We start from the raw sequence: 17225 nt of genomic DNA on the forward strand, positions 1-17225 counted from the left end.
CCACTTCACTGCCAACCACTGAATAAGTGCGAACCGCTCCGTCCGACCCAGCCCAACCGCGGCCATGCTTTCCGCAGCGTGTTTGACCCACTCCAGTGACGGTCTCATGCGTCCCCCTTCGACAAGCGCGATCTTAGGGTGGCGTTGGGGTCGCGCTGGGTGACGGGCCCCTCGACCATGCGCAACACGTGCGCAATCAACTCTGCCGAAGGCCGAGCGTCGTCATCCCGACAGGCCGCCGGGAGGTCGGGTCGCAGGGGGTGCGGCGCGCCCGGGGGGGCGCCCGTTCGACGTCACAACCGCTGGCTTGACCGCGGTCGAGGCGCGGGGCGTGTATGGCGCGACGCTGACGCGGCGCGCTGAGCAGCTTGAAGGGTGTCGGTGGGGTCATCGGTGGGGTCATGTGGGCCTTGCTTGGTCGCGCACAGCGCGGCGATGGGGGCGTAGGGGCCAGTCCCGAGGTCCGGTCCCGGTTGGGACGGTCGAAGACTTTCTCCAATCATTGCCCGTATGTGGGAGGTCTTCGTCTCTCCTTGAGCGGCGTCGAAGGCTTCGGACAGTGCGATTTCGGGTGCGATGCCCGTGCGGGCCACCACGTGGGTGAGGTGCGCCGGCCAACTCGTAGACGGGACGGCGGCGATGACCTCGGCGGCGCGGCGAGCGGCGTGCACCTGGCCTTCGACGGTGTCCAGCCGGTCGGCGTAGACGGCGACGCGGGCGTCGATGACTGCGCTGGCCAGGCTGGGGGAGTCCGCGAGGGCCTGACGCAGAGCGGCGGCGCCCGCCGTCTGCAGCAGCTCAGCGGGGTCCTTGCCGGTCGGGATGGCGAGGTGGCGGGGATCGTCGCCACGGGCGGTGAGCTGCCAGAAGATGCGCTGGGCGGCCTGCTGTCCGGCCCGGTCGGCGTCGGTGGCGACGATGATCCCGGGCTTCTCGTTGCCGATGAATGGGCGTAGCGCCTCGGCCTGTGCGTCGGTGAAGGCGGTGCCCAGTGGGGCGATGCCGACGTGGTCGCCGTCGCCGGCGAGGGTGACTGCCAGCGCGTCGAGGGGGCCCTCAACGATGACCGGGACGGCGCCGGCGGCCAGTTCAGCGGCTCCTTCGGTCATGCCGTACAGCTCGTGGCCCTTGGTAAACAGCTCGGTCTCCGCGGTGTTGAGGTACTTGGGGACGGCGTGGTCCCCGTCCTCGTCGTGGTCGGGGCTGCGGCGGCCGATCCAGCCGTGGACCTCGTCGCCATCGCGGATGGCGAAGAGGAGCCGGTCGCGGAAGCGGTCGATGACCCGGCCGGTGGAGGCGTAGCTGCCGAGGCCGGCGTCGACGATCTCCGCGTCGGTGGCGCCGAGGTGGCGCAGATGCCTGGTCAGCGCGGTCCAGCTGTCGGGGGCGTAGCCGATGGTGAACCGCTCGTCGTCGGCAAGGTCGGTGCCGAGCCGGTTGGCGAGGTAGGCCGGTGCCCAGGAGCCGCGGAAGTGGGCTGTGAAGAAGTCGGCGGCCTGCTGGTTGAGCGCCAGGAGACGGTCCCGGTCGACGCGAACTTCTTCTTCGTCAGTCCGGTCGGCAGCGGCTCGGCGACCGGCGTCGGCGTCTCGGCGTTCGTCTCCTGTCGAGAAGAGTCGTTCGGCAGTGGCCGGGTCGTTGCCGTCCAGGTCCTCATGGAGGAGATCGGTGTCGTTGGGTTCGACGAGGCTGGCCAGCCAGTCGTCGTCGGCAACTCCGTCTGAAGTGGGCAGCCGTTCGAGGTCGGTCGGCACCGTCGGCGCGTGTGCGCGTGCGGCGGACGCTGGGTCGGTGAGCACGCGGATCCGCCACACCAGGGCGGTGGCCAGCTCATCCGGGCGCAGTTGGTCGTCGTCGGGATGACCGGCGCGCAGCAGGTCATCGGCCGTGGACAGCACCTGGTCGGGCTGCCAGCCGGCGTGGCGGGCAGCGGTGACGGCGGCGACCAGCGCGGGCCAGGCAGGGTCGGCGACTACCCGCTCGGCTGCTTCACGGCCGAGGACGGTGGCCATAGCCGGGGTCCAGTCCGGGCGCAGCGTCTCGGGGACGGAGGAGTCGGTGGCGTTCATCGTGGCGGGGGAGAGGTGCCGGCACAGCCGCCACCACAGCGCGGCGGCCGGCTGCTCGTCCGGCAGGGGACGTTCGGCGGCGACGGCTCGGGTGAGCGCGGTGATGTCGATGCCGGCGCGGTCGGCGGCGGCAAGCCGCTCGGCCAGGACCGGCCAGTAGGGGTCGCCAGCGATGCGTGGGTCGATGCTGTCGACGAGCGGTGCCCAGCGCGCGGTGAGCGCGTGCCCGTCGCCGAGCAGCCGCGTGACGCGGTCGTCAAGCGCCCGCTGGGCCCGGGCTTCAGCGGCGCGCGGCAGCGCCGGGCCGGTGGGACGGCGGTCGGCGTCGTCAACGCCGTGGGCGGTGCGCCAGACGGCGAGATCGGCGACCAGCTGGGGATCGCGGTCGATGAGCGGAAGCGCCCACGCGGGGGCGCTGGTCGGGGTCCAGGTGCGCGCACGGGCGGCGACGTCGGCGGCCGGTGAGCTGACCTGGTCGGCGGAGTTGGCGAGGTAGGGGCCCCACTCGAGGTCGTCACCGAGCGTCTTCGGAAGGGCGGGCAGCCACGGCAGGGGGCCGGTCCCGGCCGAGTGGCGCCCGGTGGGGTCGATACGCCAGTCCAGGACCGCGGCCACATCGCGGGCGTCGTCCAGACGTCGATCCGAGGCCAGGGCCTGCCGGAGGACATCGGAGGCATCGCGGCCGGCAACGGCGCACAGCGCCAGGTGCGCGCGCAGGACGGGGTAGGCAGCCTGCATGGTCAGGCCCGGCATCGCGGCCTCGGCGGCAGCGTCGATGGCCTTGAGTGCCTCCAGGCCCAGGCGCTCCTCCGCGGCGGTGTTGAGCGCGTCGTAGTACCGGTCTGCGGCGCAAGCGAGCAGAGCGGCAGGATCGGCCAGCGCACGGGCCTGGCTGGTCGCCGAGGTGGGGGTGCCGTCGCGAGCCAGCGAACGAGTCAAGACGTCGACGGCGGTGGGCGGCAGCAGCGCGTCGCGGGTGATCACGCTGTGCGGGTCGCCGTCGCCGGCGGTCGTAAGGAAGAGGTGGTTGGCGTGCCGGCCGCGGGTCAGGGCGACGTAGAGCAGCTGGCGGGACTCCTCGCCGGTGGCGACGGTGTAGCAGGTGTCGGCGGTGAGGCCTTGCGCGCCGTGCACGGTGGTGGCGTAGCCGAGGCTGACGTGGTCGGTGACGTAGTCGGAAGGCAGGGTGAGGCGCCGTCCGGTGCGCTGGTGGACGACGTCGAGGGCGCCGGTGTCGCGGACGGTGGTGACCGTGAACCGGTCGCCGTTCTTGACCCAGTCGCTGGCGCTGATCGGAAGGGTGCGCTCGTTGCGGCGGGTGATGACCGCGTCGCCGGCGGATGCTTGCGAGGCGTCGGCGAGGGTGACCTGGGGGCCGACCGGGCCGTTCTGCTGGGCGAGGCGGTCGCGGCGGGCGCGGCTGTTCAGTTCGGCGACCAGCTCGCGGGTGGGCGCGAGCATGATGGCGTCGCGGCCGGCGGCCCGGTCGGTCGACCAGGCGGCGTAGGCATCGTCGGTGACCGTGGCCAGGTCGCCGACGTGCACCCGTCCGTGATCGATGTAGTAGGCGAGGGCGGCCGGGTCGCCGTCGCGTAGCGCCAGGGACGCGGCGCCTTCGGCGTGGTCAGAGGCGCCGGTGTCGGGGTCGGTGAACCGCAGGACCTGCGAGAGGGTGACCGCACCGTGGGTGGCGACGATGTCGCGCAGCACTCCGCCGGCGCCGATCGCGGCCAGCTGCTGGTCGTCGCCGATCAGCCGGACAGACCCGCCGGCCTCGGTGATGAACGCGATCGCCCGGGCCAGGTCGGGAGTGCTGGCCATGCCGGCTTCGTCGATGACCACGAGGCTGTCCGGGCCGATGCGCTCGACCCAAGGCGGGACGGCGTTGCCGGTGGCCAGTGCGTGGATCAGCTTGGCGAGGGTGTCGGTGTCGGCGCCGACCTCCTCAGCCAGCACTGCGGCCGCAGCGGCCGAGGGAGCAAGGCCGACGACGTTCCCGCCGTCGGCTCGCCATGCCGCGGACAGCGCCCGAAGGGCGGTGGTCTTGCCGGTGCCTGCCGGGGCCAGCGCGAGTTGCACCCGGGCGCCGGAGGCGGCCAGCTCGCGGACAAGCTGTACCTGGCCGGGGTTGAGCTCAAGCCGGTTAGCGGTGGACTCCAGCAGCGCGACGTCGACGACCGCGGCCGGCACCACGCGTCCGTCGCGGCGTCCGGCCGCGGCGAGGATGGCCCGCTCGGCGGCAAGGATCTCGGTCGAGGTGTACAGCGTCGAGCCGGCCACGGTGTAGACGGAGCTGCCGTCCGAGCGGCGCAGCGCCGGAGGCTCGGTCACCGGCTCGCGGCTTCCCAACGACGTCGACAGGGACAGCGCTCGGTCGACGACGGCGTCGATGGCTCCGTCGAGGTCGGTCAGCCGGATCGCGGCGGCGCGGGCCTGCCGTTCGGCCTCGGCGCGGACGTGGTTCACCTGCCAGGTCGCCCGAGAGTTCTGCACCGTCGACAGCACGTGCTGGGCTGTCTGGTCGACCCATCTGCGCGTCGGGCGCTTCGCCTCGGGTCCGCGGCGGGGGGCGAGTGCACCGCGGAGGTAGTCGCGCAGGCCGCTCTCCCCGCCCAGCACCGCCAGCGCCTCGGTGCGCCAGGCGGCGCGCTGCTCGGCGTTGGAGCGGGGCTGGTGCTTGCGCTGCCGGGTCTCCAGATTGGCCCGTTGCGCCAGGGACACGGCCTCTTTCGGCGTCGGCGGCCGCCCGTGGTCGGCCTGGAACTGCGCGGACAGCTCCGCGCGGCGGCTGTCGATCGACGCCCGCCGCGACGACCACAGCCGGGGCAGCTCGCCGTCGACGCCGACGATTTCCCGCACCGGCCGCTTGTTCGGATCGGCGCCGGGACGGTCGGCGAAGCGGACGCCGAGCCGCTCGGTGAGCAGGGCCTGCAGGCGGGTGTTGTACCGCTCGGAGGCGGTGACGTTGTTCTTGTAGAGCAGCCGACCGTCCAGTGCCAGCCACCGCCCGTCGCGGGTTTGCACCTTGTTGCTGACGGCCACGTGGGTGTGCAGATCCGGGTCGCCGGCGCGCGAGTCGCGGTGGGTGAACGCCGCCGCGATGAGCCCGCGTACCTCCACCTGCGCCACTCCGTTGCGGCCCGTGCGGGTGTAGGCGGCGTGGTCCTCCAACCAGGTCAGGGTGTCTGCCACCGCGTCGGCGTGCGCCTGCTCGATGACGGATGCGATCTCTGGCGGGGCGATGGCCCACAGCGTGGAGACGCTCTTGACCGGGCTGAACGTCAGGTCGTAGCCAGCGACTGCGGTGGTGGCCTGGCGGGAGATGTGAGCCAGATAACCGGACAGCTCGCGGGCGTCGGCCGGCGGACGGCTGTAGGCCTCGGCGAACATCGCCGAGGCCAGCTCGGTGCGGATGCGGGCTCGTTCCTCGGCCGGCACGGGGGTGTCGGCGGGCAGGCCGAGCGCGGTGTTGTGGTCGCGGAATGCCCCTGCCGAGCGGCGGTGGAACATGTTGGCCTGCTCGTGGATGCGGTAGGGCGCGCCCAGGCGGCTGGCCTGATCGACCTGCTGGGGGTTCTTCCCGGCTAGCTGCGCGTCGCGCTCGATCTGGTCGGCGTTCGGGTGCCGTCCCTCTCCGAACAGCGCGACCATCTGCGCCTGGGTGACCCGGTCACCGACCGGAAAATCGGGCACGGCGGCAAGCCCGCGTCCCATCCAGACGCCCGGCGCTTCGCCCTTCTCGCTGTAGTAGTCGCCCAGGTTGTCGAACCCGCGGGTGGTGGCGTCGTGCGCTGCGACCTGGCGGGTCAGATACGTGTATCCGTCCCCCGCGGTGAGCTTGTGCAGCGTCATCACGACCCGACAATCGCGAGCACCTCTGCCACGCTCCGGCGCGGCGGCGCATCGACAAGGGGCGGTCCGGGCCGTGATGCATGAGGTGTGTCGGGTCGGAGGGGTCGGGGTGACGCCGGCTCCAGACGTCGGCCTGCTGGGGTGACGCTCGGGCTGGGAGCCGTGTCATGAGGGCGTGTGACGATCCGGCGGTCGGTGAGCTGAGCGAGTGGAGGAAGCGGTGGTCAGAACGGTGAGTCGGCAGGTGGCGGCGCTGACCAAGGCGCGGGAGCGACGACGGGCCCTGGACGCCGCCCGCGATGAACAGGACCGCCGGGTCGAGGAGGCGACGGCTGAGGCGCTGGTGGCCCTGGAGGTGCGACGCGAGGCCGAGCAGGGGCTGCAGGCGGCGACGGCGACGCTCGGCGAGACGCTGCGCGCACTCCTGGCCGAGGATGTCTCGGCCGAGCGGGCGGCCGCGCTGCTGGAACTGGATACCGCCGAGGTGCGGCGGCTGACGAAGATGACCGAACGGCCAGCGGCCACTCCGGCGAGACCGGTGGCGACGGAAAGTTCCTGATCGGCGCAGCCGAGCCGGCCCGTGACCCAGAGGCAGCCGAGGTGACTCCACTGGTCTTGCCGGCGGCGGTCGAGGACTCGCGAGCCGCCACCGGAGCCATGGAGCGAGCAGGCGCGGCGTCAGCGAGGTCGAGGACTGGGACGAACCGGTCGTGATGAACCCACGGCCGGTGTCACGATGCGCCGGTGGGGCACTTCTGCGGCGACCTCCTGCGGCAAGCTCGGCTCGCCGCCGGGTTGACCCGCGAAGATCTCGCCCAGCGGGCCGGCGCGCGCTCGGCCGACCGCATCAGGGACTGGGAGCGGGGCGCGCACGCACCGCAGGCGGGGTACGTGCCGCGGCTGGCAGCCGCCCTCGGCGTTGACCCAGTCGTTCTGTACGACGTCGATCCGGCTCGCCCGACGCCGCGGGTGCTGCGCTTGGCCCGCGGCCTGTCCCTGCAGCAACTGGCCCAGCTGACAGGCATGCCGATCATGACTTGCCAGCGCATCGAGCAGGGCCGGGGCCACCGGCACGACCTGACGGCGCTGAACCGGGTGTCCCGCGCTCTCGGCATCCCTGCCGGCGCCAGGACGCGTGACCCGGCGTCAGGTGGTGGGCACGTGCCGCGCAACGACGTCGGCCGGTATCACCTGGCAGACCACAGCGGGGTCGCACGTGGCCGGGTCCAGGGTGCCCGCCCGGGAGCGGAGCCGCTCGACGTCCGCGCGTAACCCGGTCAGCTCGGCGATGCGCCGGTCGAGGTCGGCGGCGTGGTTGTCCAGCAGGGCGAGGACGTGCTGGCACGGAGCTCCACTGCTCGCCCGGACCGTGATGATTTCGCGGATCTCGGCCAGGCTGAGCCCGGCGGCTTGGGCCGCCTTGACGAATGCCAACCGGTCGACGGCCCCCTCGTCATAGTCGCGGTAGCCGGAGGGACACCGAGCCGGTGCGGGAAGCACGCCGGCGGATTCGTAGAACCGGATCGTCTTCGTCGTCAGCCCGGTTCGGGCGGCGAGCTGGCCGATACGCACCGGCGCACCCTACGACTTGACCTTCCAGCGCAGTGGAAGCCCTAGCGTCGGCTACCAGGTCATCGAGCCAAGCGGAGGAGCGGCACGTGGACGCAGTCGATCTGGTCGTCATCGGAACCGGCGGGGCGGCGATGGCCGCGGGCATCGAGGCGCGCTCGCGCGGCAGGTCCGCCGTGCTGGTCGAGCATGGACCGCTGGGCGGGACCTGCCTGAACATCGGCTGCGTGCCGAGCAAGAACCTGCTCGCCGCCGCCGGCCGGCGGCACCGTGCAGAGGCCAACCCGTTCCCGGCCGTACCGACCGGCGCCGGCGACGTGGACATGGCCGCACTGATCGAGCAGAAGCAGGAGCTCATCGACCGGCTGCGGCAGGTCAAGTACGCCGACGTCGCCGAGGCGCACGGTTTCCCCGTCAGGTACGGGCACGCGCGGTTCGTTGACGAGCAGACCCTCGAGGTCGACGGGCAGCCACTGGTGGCGCCTGCGTACGTGGTGGCCACCGGCGCGGCCCCGCACATCCCCGACCTGCCCGGCCTGGCCCGCGTCGACTACTTGACTTCCACCTCGGCGATGGAGCTGACCCGGCTGCCGGAGTCGCTGGTCGTGCTGGGCGGCGGCTACGTCGGGCTGGAGCAGGCGCAGCTCTTCGCGCACCTGGGCGTGCACGTCACCGTCGTGGGCCGGTTGGCGCCGCACACGGAGCCCGAGATCGCCGCGGTCTTGCGCGAGGTGTTCGCCGACGACGGCATCACCGTGGTCGAGGAGCGCGGGGTGGCCGTGGCCGGCAGCGCCGACGGCGTCGTGGTCACGACAAGCGGCGGTCGGGAGGCGAAAGGGCAGCGTCTTCTGGTGGCCACCGGCCGGTACGCCCACACCGGCGACCTGAGTCTGGAGGCGGCGGGGGTGAAGACCGATGAGCGGGGCTTCGTCGTGGTCGACGCCCATCAGCGCACCACGAATCCGCGGATCTTCGCTGCCGGTGACGTGTCCCGAGCGCCGCAGTACGTCTACGTCGCCGCGCAGACCGGGCACGCCGCTGCCGCAGGAGCGCTTGGTGCGCCGACAACCGTGGACTACCGCGGATTGCCCGGGGTGACGTTCACGACGCCGCAGCTGGGCGGCGCCGGCCTCACCGAGGAGCAGGCGCTGGCGCGCGGTCACGCTTGCGACTGCCGGGTGCTCGACGCGCAGGACATCCCGCGGGCGCTGGCCAACCGGGACACCCGCGGCGCCCTTAAGCTGGTCATCGACGCCGACACTGGGCAGGTGCTGGGCGTGCACGCCGCGCTCGACGGCGCCGGTGACGTGATGCTGGCCGCCACCTACGCGATCAAGTTCGGGTTGACCGTCGACGATCTGGCCGACACGTGGGCGCCGTACCTCACGATGAGCGAGGCGCTGCGCATTGCCGCCGGACTGTTCCGCACCGACAAGCCGACCAGCTGCTGCGCATGAGGTGGAGGCGTCGTGCTTGGGATGCCCACCCTCGTGACGGTGCACCGAGAGCGCTGTAAGAAGCCGCCATCGCGCTTGCGCATGGGTGGACTGCTGTGGGCGCTGCGGACCCGGTCGGTACCGATGCACGTCTTCGGGGCTCCGTGGTGCTCAGTGGATACGCGCGGTGCCTCATCGAGGAGGTCCGGGTCATCCCGGAAGCGGTGCTCCGGTTTGACTCAGCTGTAGCTGTGGTCAGCGCTGCTGATCACCGTGCGAGTGGTCCTCCTGGTGATCGAGTCGGATGGGGCCGCCGACCGCCCGCAGGTACCGGCTGCACCGGGGCCGCGCTGGGACGATCGGACCACTACCGCTGCTAGTACTGTGGCGGAAAGCTGCGCCGCGGGCCGGTGGGTTGCTGGAGGTGACCGGGTCGCGCAGTGGCGCGGAGGGGATGAGGAGATGGCGAGTGCGGCCGTTCGGTGACCTGGAAGCTGTCGTCATGGAGGTGCTGTGGCAGCGCGGAGCGCCGGCGACCGTCCGCGATGTGCTCGGTGAGCTGACCGCGTCCCGCCCGCTGGCGTACACGACCGTGATGACGGTGCTGGACAACCTGCACCGCAAGGGCGCGCTCAGCCGCGAGATGGAAGGCCGGGCCTGGCGGTACCGCCCCACCCGGACCCGCGCGGAGCACTCAGCGGCGATGCTCCAGGACGTGCTGAGTGCGGCCGGGGATCGCGATGAGGTGCTCATGCACTTCGTCGCCGACCTCGACGCCGACGCAGTGGCCAGCCTGCGGACCGCGGTGGAATCGGCCCGGCAGGCGCAGACGCCGTGACCACCACCGTCGCGCTGCTGGCCTTCGCCGCGGCGCTGGTGGTGCTGGCTCCGCGGGCGATCGGCGCAGGCTGGACCGATCGCTCGCCGCGGCTGGCGGTCGCCGCCTGGCAGGCGGCGTCTGCCGGCGTGCTGGTGTCCGTGGTGCTCGCGGGCCTGGCGCTGCTGGTGCCGGCCGGTGCGGTGGCCGACGGCCTGGCATCGATCCTCGACGCCTGCGCGGCGACCATCGCCGCCGTCTACGGCTCGCCCGGGCAATTGGCCGCCGTGCTCGCCGGCGTCCTGCTGTCGGGCGGGGTGCTCCTGCGCCTGAGCTGGGTCGCCGTCCGCACCCGCCTGCGCGACCAGCGGGAGCGGCGCCGGCTGCGCGCGACGATCCTGGCCGGTGCCCGCCCCGAGCAGTCGCTCGGGGCAGTGCTGCTGGACTCCGACCACGCGGCCGCCTTCTGCCTGCCCGGACGGCTCCGCACGGTCGTGGTGACCACTGCAGCCCTCCACACGCTCTCCGCCGACGAGCTCGCCGCCGTGCTGGCCCACGAGCGAGCCCATCTGCGCGGCCGCCACCACCTGGCCGTCGGCGCCGCCCGGATCCTGGACCGGGCCTTCCCCGGAATGCCCCTCTTCTCCCGAAGCCGGGCGGAGATCGAGCGGCTGGTCGAGCTGCTGGCCGACGACGCCGCCGCCCGGCGGGTGAACCGGGTGGAGGTCGCCTCCGCCCTGGTGACCCTCGCCGGCATGCGCGCCCCTGCCCCGGCGCTGGCCGCCGCGCAGGGAGCGGGCGTGCTCCGCGTGGCCCGGCTGCTGCGGCCGGCCGCCCCTCTCGGCGCCGCGCAGCGCATGGTCGCCGCCACGTCGGCGGTGCTGGTGGTGGCCGGGCCGGTGGCGCTGGCTACCTGGCCCCTGGTGTCCGCGGTCTCCAGCGGGCTGTGCGTTCTCCCCGGCGCCGACTGGAGCTGAGCTCCGCCGCCGCCCGAAGCGTCTACTATCTGTAGTAGTACGTCCGTCTGGTCTCTGTGGGGAGCTCATGTCACCGTCCGTCCTGCCGTCCCGATCCACCCGATCCGCTGGGCCCGCCTCCGGGGCGGTCGGTCCGCGGCGACGGCGGGTGCTGGTGGGCGCCGCCGCGGCCGGAGCGCTGCTCCTCGCCGGGTGCGGCACTGACGCGACTGCCGGCGGCCAGGCCGGGGCCGACGGCGAGACGCACAGTCACGACGACGGCACCCATCCCCACCCGGACGACGTCACCCTCGAGCACGTGCACGGACTGGGCGTCGACCCGGCCGACGACACCCTGTACGCCGGCACCCACTACGGGCTGGTGCGCATCACGCCGGACGGGGAGCTGACCCGCATCGCCGACCGGGTGCAGGACTTCATGGGCTTCACCGTCGTCGGCCCTGAGCACTATCTGGCCAGCGGCCACCCCGGCGAGGGCCAGGACGGCCCGGGCAACCTGGGCCTGATCGAGAGCACCGACGGTGGGCAGACCTGGGAGACGCTGTCGTTGGAAGGGGAAGCCGACTTCCACGCCTTGGACGCCGCGGGCGACATGATCTACGGCTACAGCGGTGGCCGGTTGCTGGTCAGCGAGGACGGCGTCGAGTGGGCCGACCGCGGGGACATGCGCATCGCCGACCTGGCAGCCGACCCCACCGACCCGCAACGGGTGCTGGCCACCACCGAGGCCGGCCTGGTGGTCAGCGACGACGCCGGAAAGGACTTCACCGCCGTCGCCGGCGCCCCCCGGCTGGTCCTGGTGGACATCGCGGCCGACGGTGGCACGGCAGCCGGGGTGGCTCCGGACGGGACGGCATTCGTGAGCACCGACGGCGGACGGACCTGGACCGAGCGCGGCAGCGCCGGTGGCGCGCCAGAAGCGCTGACCGTGGAGGGGGACGACGTCTACGTCGCCATCGACGGCGCGGTCCAGGCCTCCACCGACGGTGGGGAGACCTTCACCGAGCTGTACCGGGAGTCCTGATGCCGGTGCGGCTGGTCGGCGGGCTGCTCACGGCCGCCCTGCTGGCTGGCTGCGCCACCGCCGAGCCGAACGTGACCGCTGCGAGGACTGGGCCCGCGACCGCCGAGGCGGCTCCGCCGGCACCGGCCTGCGAACAGCTGCCCGAGGACACCTTGCCGGCCGGCGCGGACGCCCTGCCGCGGCTCACCCTGCCCTGCCTGGGTCCGGGCCCGGACGTGGCGCTGGACCGGCTCACCGGCCGCCCGACCCTGGTCAACCTGTGGGCGACCTGGTGCGGCCCGTGCCGGGAGGAGATGCCGCTGCTGCAGGAGGCCCACGCCCGCCACGGCGAGCAGGTGCGGTTCCTGGGTGTGGATGTGCAGGACGATCCCGAGGCCGCCCGCTGGTTCCTCGACGAGCACGGCATCGACTACCCGCACGCCGTCGACGCCGACGGCGAACTGCTGCAGGAGCTGGGGATCCGGGGACTGCCAGTGACCCTGGCACTGGACGCCGACGGCCGCGTCGTCGACCGGGCGGTCGGCGAGCTGACCTCCGAGGAGCTGCAGGGCCTGATCGATGACCTCCTCCGCTCCGGGGACGCCTGAGCGTCCTCAGCGTGGCTCGGTCGTCAACGCCTCCGAAATCAGCTGCCGGCACCAGCCCGGGTGGGTTAGCGGGAGCTCGTGGTCGGCCTGTGGGTGGACGACGGACCGCAGAGCAGGTCGGGCGCGGGCCAGCTCGGCAGCTCGCCCGGCTACCGGCACGGGATCGCACGCGCCCGCCGCGAGCGTCAGCGGGATCCGATCGAGAGCATCGAGGGCCGGAAGCCAGCCGTCGTCGCGGATGAGTCCTTCCATCGCGCCGGAGTAGGTGTCCCAGGTGTGCTTGACCCCTGACCGGGCCACCGGGACGGGGAGATCTGGGCGGTAGGCGACGGCGAGCCAGGCGGCCGTGCTGCGGTGCCGGCACATCCAGGCACAGGCGGCGCGCGGCAGGGGTCCGTCACCGGCGAGCAAGGCCTCCATCGGCCCGATCGCGCCGATGTGCGCGTCGGCCTCGGCCCGGTTGCGGTACAGCGGCGCTCCGAAGGTGAGCACCGCCTTCACCCGGTGGCTGTGCGCAGCGGCCCAGCGGATCGAGAGGATGCCGCCCATTGAGTGCCCGGCCACGATGGTGGGCCGGTCCTGCAGGCCGAGAGCGGTCAGCGCGGCGTCCAGGGCCGCGATGTGGGCCCGTGCGTCTGTCGGTCCGGTCACGTCCATCGATCCGCCGAAGCCGAGCAGGTCGGGGACGACCACGGTCGCTGCTTCGGCGAGGTTGTCGTAGGCGGCGCCGAAGCCGTTCCCCGCCCCGGCCAGGCCGTGCAGCAGGAGGACCACCGGCTCGCCCGAGCCCAAGACGCGCACGTGCAGCGGCCCGGCCCGGCGCTGCCGGCCCCCGCCCGGAGCCCACCGGGCCACAGCCTGCGACCGCTGATGCCGCAGCGCCCACCAGCTGCCGGCAGCTACAAGGCCGAAGGTGCCGCTGCCGAGAACGGGATTGCCGCGCAGAACAGACGTCCTTGTCACCGCCGATCCCCTGGTGGCAGCGATGGGCCGGCCGAGCACCTCGGAAAGAAGCGTACTATCGACCATAGTAGTCGAGGTCGATCGACACGCACACGGGATTGAGGAACACGCCATGGTGAAGTCTCTGCTGGTCGCAGCGCTGTTCGCAGGGGGAGTGGCCGTTCCCGCCGGGGTGGCCCAGGCCCACACCGGCGACGAGGGCGGGACGCCCGCTGGAATAGGGTCGATGCACGAGCTCATGGAGCAGGGCAACCCTGGCATGGCGCAGATGCACGAGCTCATGCAAGAGGGCAACCCCGGCATGACGGAGATGTGCGAGCGGATGCACCAGAGCGCCCCCGATCACGCCTGATCGGTCAACCGGCCGCAGATAGCGGCCGACGACACGTGGCGGGGCACTCCCAGGGGTGCCCTGCCATCTCGAGGGAGGGAGTAGATGGTGGGCCATGACGGCGGAATGATGGACGGCGGGATGATGGGGATGATGGGCGGCTGGATGCTGCTCTGGGCCCTGGTTGGCGTTGCCCTGCTGGTGGTCGCGGTCCTCGCGGCCACTTGGTTGGTCAAGCACCGTTCTCCGGCCCGGCCGGGCATGGCCCCCAGTTTGCCTGGCGAGCGCGACGAGGTGGCTAGCGCGCAGGAGCTGCTGCGCCGCCGCTACGCCGCTGGTGAGATCGATCGCGAGGAGTACCTCCGCATGCAGCGCGACCTGTCCGGGGATTGACCCGACCGGCCGGCGAGGCGTGCGCCCGCGCCGGCGCGGCGGTCCACTCGCGCGCGGCACGTTCGAGCCGGGGCCGGTTCGGCCGGCTCAGTCGGCGGCGGCCAGTCGGGTGAGGTCCTCGGCGTACTGGTCCGGCGTGGTTCCGCCGGTGTAGACGATCGACCGGCCCCCGAACCCCCAGGCGTACACGGCTCCGGCGTGGTCGACCCCGTAGTTCCCGTGACTGTGCCCGCCCCCGTCCTGCCTGTGTGCTTCCCCGGCGTGCTCGTCGGCCTCGTGCGGGTGGACGATCGCTGTCGAGGGGTCGGCCACCTGCGCGCTCTCGGGCAGGTACAGGTCCCGCAGCGCCGCGGCCGTGGCCTCGTTGCCGCCGATGAGCCCGGTGAACTCCGGATCGAACCGGTCCAGCCACTCACGCAGCGCCTCCGGGGTGTCCCGCGCCGGGTCCTCGGTCACGAACACCACCTGCACCCGGTCGCGGATCTCCGGGGCGAGCATGTCTCGCGCCAGCGCGAGGTCGGCCATCGTGGTCGGGCACAGGTCCGGGCAGTGGGTGTAGCCGAAAAAGAGCAGCGTGATCTCGTCCTCCGGGCGGTCACCGAGGTCGAATAGTTTGCCGCTGGTGGTGGGCAGTGTCAGGTCCGGACGGGGCTGGGCCTGCTGCATCAGGGTGCCGTGGAAGCCGTCGTCCTGCGTCGTGACGCGCGCCCCGCCCGCCGGCAAGGCCTCGACCGCTCCCGTCGCGCCCTGGCCGCAGCCGGTCAGTAGTAGCCCGCCAACCAGAACGGCAGAGCCGAGGGCGGCTCGGCCTGGGACTCCTCGCACAGAACCTCCTGAGCTACTGGCTGGCCGGGTTCGGCACCGGCGCCACTCTACTATCTCGCCTCGTAGACCACGGCCGACTCGGTCGACCGCGCGGGCTTGGCCGGCCCGCCCGGATGGCAGATCGCTGGTGGGCACGAGGGCGCAGGTGTCACGGGGCCGGGGCCGGCCACCTGCCCGACGTTGGCGGCTACTTGATCATGCTCGGGGCCGCGGAGTGCGGCTCCTTGTGCCGCCCCCCGCGCTCCCCGCGGCCTCTATCCGTCGGATGCACTTACGCCAGAAGGCGGCGGCTCTCGGTGCTGGGGGATCTGCGTAGTCGGCCCGACTCCGATGACTCATGAGACATCGGGGCCGGGCGCCCAACCCGCATATCCTTGGCTGGGCGTCCGGCAGCTGGTCGGGGCTGCGGATCAACGGACGGTGTCAGCCCAGCGACGTGATGAGGTCTCGGCAGGCCTGCTCACAGCGACGGCAAGCCTCGGCGCAAATGCGGCAGTGCTCGTGCATCGAGGCGTGGCTCTCGCATTCGTCACCGCACGCCTTGCAGGCGGCGGCGCAGGCCTCGAGCACCGCCCGGGTGAGGTTGGCGTCGTAGCCGGTGTGCCGGGAGAGCACGTGGCCGGTCGTGCCACAGATATCGGCGCAGTCGGTGTTGCTGCGAATGCACTTGGTCAGCTCGGCGACCTTGTCCTCGCTGAGGCAGGCGTCGGCGCAGGCGGTGCAGGCCTGGGCGCACTCGAAGCAGGCCTCGATGCACTCGAGGAGCTTCTGCTTGTCCACTCCGCCGAGGTCCTTGGGGTAGGTGTCGAGCATCTGGGCTGCCACGGTCATGGTTATCTCCTCGGATTCTCGGCGCCGGGCGGCTCGGATGTCGCCCGGATCTGGCGTCGATGAAGCCGGCGGTACCCGCAGACCCGTACGGGTATGGGTGGTCTGGAGGTGTTTCTCGATGTCCGAACCTGGCCACGCCCATCCGGTCGACCCGGAACGTGTCGCGCATGCCCGAGCCCGACTGCCCAGTCGGGAGGAAGCCGCCCAGCTGACCAGCGTGCTGAGCCTGATGGCCGATCCCACCCGGGCCCGAGTCCTGTTCGCGCTTGACCTGGTCGAGGAGCTCTGCGTCGGTGACCTCGCACTGGCCCTGGAGGCCAACGAGGACGCCGTGGGATACGCGCTCCGGTTATTGCGGACGGCGGGACTGGTGACCAACCGGAAGCAGGGGCGCGTCGTGTTCTACCGCCTGGCAGAGGGTTTCCCCGAGCCACTGCGGGAGCACTGCCTCCGCCAGTTGGTCGTCCTCTCGGAAGCGGCGCCGGACGACGACTGACACTGGGTGTGTCGAGGCTGACGCGGTTGCCGAAGCGGGGCGGTCGTCGCCGCGCGAACATCTCCGGCCGCCCCTACAGTCGGCCACATCCGGACGGTTGTCCGGATTATCACCGTCGTTTCCCCGGCCCAGTACCGGCCGTTCCCAGCGGCATCTCCGTCGAGGCGAGGAGGGCGCCATGGTTGCGCTGCTGTCGCTGGCTGCCGTGGTCGCGGCCGGGATCGTCGGGCTGTATGCGCTGTCGTCGGCGTTGCGCACCGCCCGGGAGCCCGCCGCCGTCCTGCCGTACGAGTCCGGCCTGCTCCCGCAGCAGCACGCCGTCTCCCGCTACCACGCGCGGTGGTACGCGGTCACGGTCCTCTTCCTGGCCTTCGACATGGAGATGATCTTCATGTACCCGTGGGCGGTCGTGGTCGCGGACATGGGGGCGGCGGCGGTCGTCGAGATGTTCGGCTTCCTCGCCGTTCTGCTCGTCGGTGTCACCTACGTCTGGCGTGAAGGTGCGCTGCGATGGACCTGATCGCCCGACTGCGGAACTGGGCGCTGGCGAGGCCGCGGGTGCTGCTCGTCGATGCCCCGGGTGCCACGACGTTCCGGTGGTCCGTCGAGGCCGAGCTGGACCGGCGCGGCTGGCGGCGCGCCATGTCATCCGCGGACACCGATCTGTTGGTCGTCCTTGGCGAACCCGGATCGGAGCTAGCAGAAGCCGTTGACGTGCTGTGGAGCCAGGTTTCCGAGCCGCGGCACCGGGTGGACGTGCATCGCCCCAGTGACGTCGCCGTCGCTCTGGACGAGGGGCGAGCGGCGCTGGTCGAGCGGGCCGGATCAGGAACGAAGGGAGACGACCGGCGGTCGCCGGCCTCGTTGCTCGGCAAGAACGCGGGAATGGGCCACGCCGACGACGAGGGCATGGACCACGGGAGTGGCCACGAGGGCATGGACCACGGGAGTGGCCACGAGGGCATGGACCACGGGAGTGGCCACGAGGGCATGGACCACGGGAGTGGCCACGAGGGCATGGACCACGGGAGTGGCCACGAGGGCATGGACCACGG

At 72.3% G+C, this 17225-nt stretch carries 16 protein-coding genes and 1 pseudogene; 12 read left to right on the top strand and 5 right to left on the bottom strand.

What is annotated here, in order from left to right; genetic code table 11:
- Nucleotides 1–293: 293 nt before the first annotated feature.
- Entirely contained in the window at nt 294–5921 is a 5628-nt protein-coding gene (gene mobF / locus RM425_RS09220; protein ID WP_311344914.1) for a MobF family relaxase, read from the bottom strand.
- Nucleotides 5922–6129: 208 nt separating this feature from the next.
- Here mobF and RM425_RS09225 point away from each other — a divergent pair, with 208 nt between their 5' ends.
- Together RM425_RS09225 and RM425_RS21645 are read left to right on the top strand one after the other, a co-directional pair.
- On the top strand, nt 6130–6480 hold the full coding sequence (locus tag RM425_RS09225; RefSeq protein ID WP_311344899.1) for a hypothetical protein: 351 nt from the start codon (nt 6130–6132) through the stop codon (nt 6478–6480).
- A gap of 185 nt (nt 6481–6665) precedes the next feature.
- A pseudogene (locus RM425_RS21645) lies at nt 6666–7031 on the top strand (helix-turn-helix domain-containing protein); the annotation flags it as partial.
- Between the two features lie 36 nt (nt 7032–7067).
- Here the strand turns inward: RM425_RS21645 and RM425_RS09230 are convergent.
- Nucleotides 7068–7493: a heavy metal-responsive transcriptional regulator gene (locus tag RM425_RS09230; RefSeq protein ID WP_311344900.1), complete on the bottom strand. Its 426-nt coding sequence runs from the start codon at nt 7491–7493 to the stop codon at nt 7068–7070.
- Nucleotides 7494–7579: 86 nt separating this feature from the next.
- Here RM425_RS09230 and merA point away from each other — a divergent pair, with 86 nt between their 5' ends.
- From merA to RM425_RS09255, 5 genes are all read left to right on the top strand, one after another.
- Entirely contained in the window at nt 7580–8947 is a 1368-nt protein-coding gene (gene merA / locus RM425_RS09235; RefSeq protein WP_311344901.1) for a mercury(II) reductase, read from the top strand.
- Nucleotides 8948–9395: 448 nt separating this feature from the next.
- Nucleotides 9396–9764, top strand: a complete 369-nt coding sequence (locus RM425_RS09240; RefSeq protein WP_311344902.1) for a BlaI/MecI/CopY family transcriptional regulator — start codon at nt 9396–9398, stop codon at nt 9762–9764.
- Nucleotides 9761–10720, top strand: coding sequence for a M56 family metallopeptidase (locus RM425_RS09245; protein WP_311344903.1), 960 nt, complete (start codon nt 9761–9763; stop codon nt 10718–10720). The genes RM425_RS09240 and RM425_RS09245 overlap by 4 nt, the downstream gene beginning before the upstream one ends.
- Nucleotides 10721–10874: 154 nt before the next feature.
- A complete protein-coding gene (locus tag RM425_RS09250) occupies nt 10875–11744 on the top strand; it encodes a F510_1955 family glycosylhydrolase (RefSeq protein ID WP_311344904.1) in 870 nt (289 codons plus the stop codon).
- A complete protein-coding gene (locus RM425_RS09255; protein ID WP_311344905.1) occupies nt 11744–12331 on the top strand; it encodes a TlpA family protein disulfide reductase in 588 nt (195 codons plus the stop codon). The genes RM425_RS09250 and RM425_RS09255 overlap by 1 nt, the downstream gene beginning before the upstream one ends.
- A gap of 6 nt (nt 12332–12337) precedes the next feature.
- Here RM425_RS09255 and RM425_RS09260 read toward each other — a convergent pair whose 3' ends face one another.
- Nucleotides 12338–13294, bottom strand: a complete 957-nt coding sequence (locus RM425_RS09260; protein WP_311344906.1) for an alpha/beta fold hydrolase — start codon at nt 13292–13294, stop codon at nt 12338–12340.
- Nucleotides 13295–13406: 112 nt separating this feature from the next.
- Here RM425_RS09260 and RM425_RS09265 point away from each other — a divergent pair, with 112 nt between their 5' ends.
- Together RM425_RS09265 and RM425_RS09270 are read left to right on the top strand one after the other, a co-directional pair.
- Nucleotides 13407–13646 (top strand): hypothetical protein, encoded by a 240-nt coding sequence (locus tag RM425_RS09265; RefSeq protein WP_311344907.1) that lies wholly within the window; start codon nt 13407–13409, stop codon nt 13644–13646.
- An 84-nt stretch (nt 13647–13730) separates the two neighbouring features.
- Nucleotides 13731–14018: an SHOCT domain-containing protein gene (locus tag RM425_RS09270; protein WP_311344908.1), complete on the top strand. Its 288-nt coding sequence runs from the start codon at nt 13731–13733 to the stop codon at nt 14016–14018.
- Between the two features lie 87 nt (nt 14019–14105).
- On the opposite strand, the gene RM425_RS09275 is transcribed toward RM425_RS09270, so the two are convergent.
- Entirely contained in the window at nt 14106–14684 is a 579-nt protein-coding gene (locus tag RM425_RS09275; RefSeq protein WP_311344909.1) for an SCO family protein, read from the bottom strand.
- Nucleotides 14685–15266: 582 nt separating this feature from the next.
- Entirely contained in the window at nt 15267–15674 is a 408-nt protein-coding gene (locus tag RM425_RS09280; RefSeq protein WP_311344910.1) for a four-helix bundle copper-binding protein, read from the bottom strand.
- Between the two features lie 118 nt (nt 15675–15792).
- Between RM425_RS09280 and RM425_RS09285 the strand changes: the two genes are divergently transcribed.
- The 3 genes from RM425_RS09285 to RM425_RS09295 all read left to right on the top strand — a co-directional run.
- On the top strand, nt 15793–16170 hold the full coding sequence (locus RM425_RS09285) for an ArsR/SmtB family transcription factor (RefSeq protein WP_311344911.1): 378 nt from the start codon (nt 15793–15795) through the stop codon (nt 16168–16170).
- A 178-nt stretch (nt 16171–16348) separates the two neighbouring features.
- Complete coding sequence (locus tag RM425_RS09290) at nt 16349–16690, top strand: NADH-quinone oxidoreductase subunit A (protein ID WP_311344912.1); 342 nt, start codon at nt 16349–16351, stop codon at nt 16688–16690.
- Nucleotides 16681–17225, top strand: a 545-nt coding sequence (locus RM425_RS09295) for a hypothetical protein (RefSeq protein ID WP_449495083.1), incomplete at its 3' end; no start/stop codon positions are given. The genes RM425_RS09290 and RM425_RS09295, both read left to right, overlap by 10 nt.

The organism is Blastococcus goldschmidtiae (assembly GCF_031845325.1).
In the GTDB taxonomy this organism is placed as follows: domain Bacteria; phylum Actinomycetota; class Actinomycetes; order Mycobacteriales; family Geodermatophilaceae; genus Blastococcus; species Blastococcus goldschmidtiae.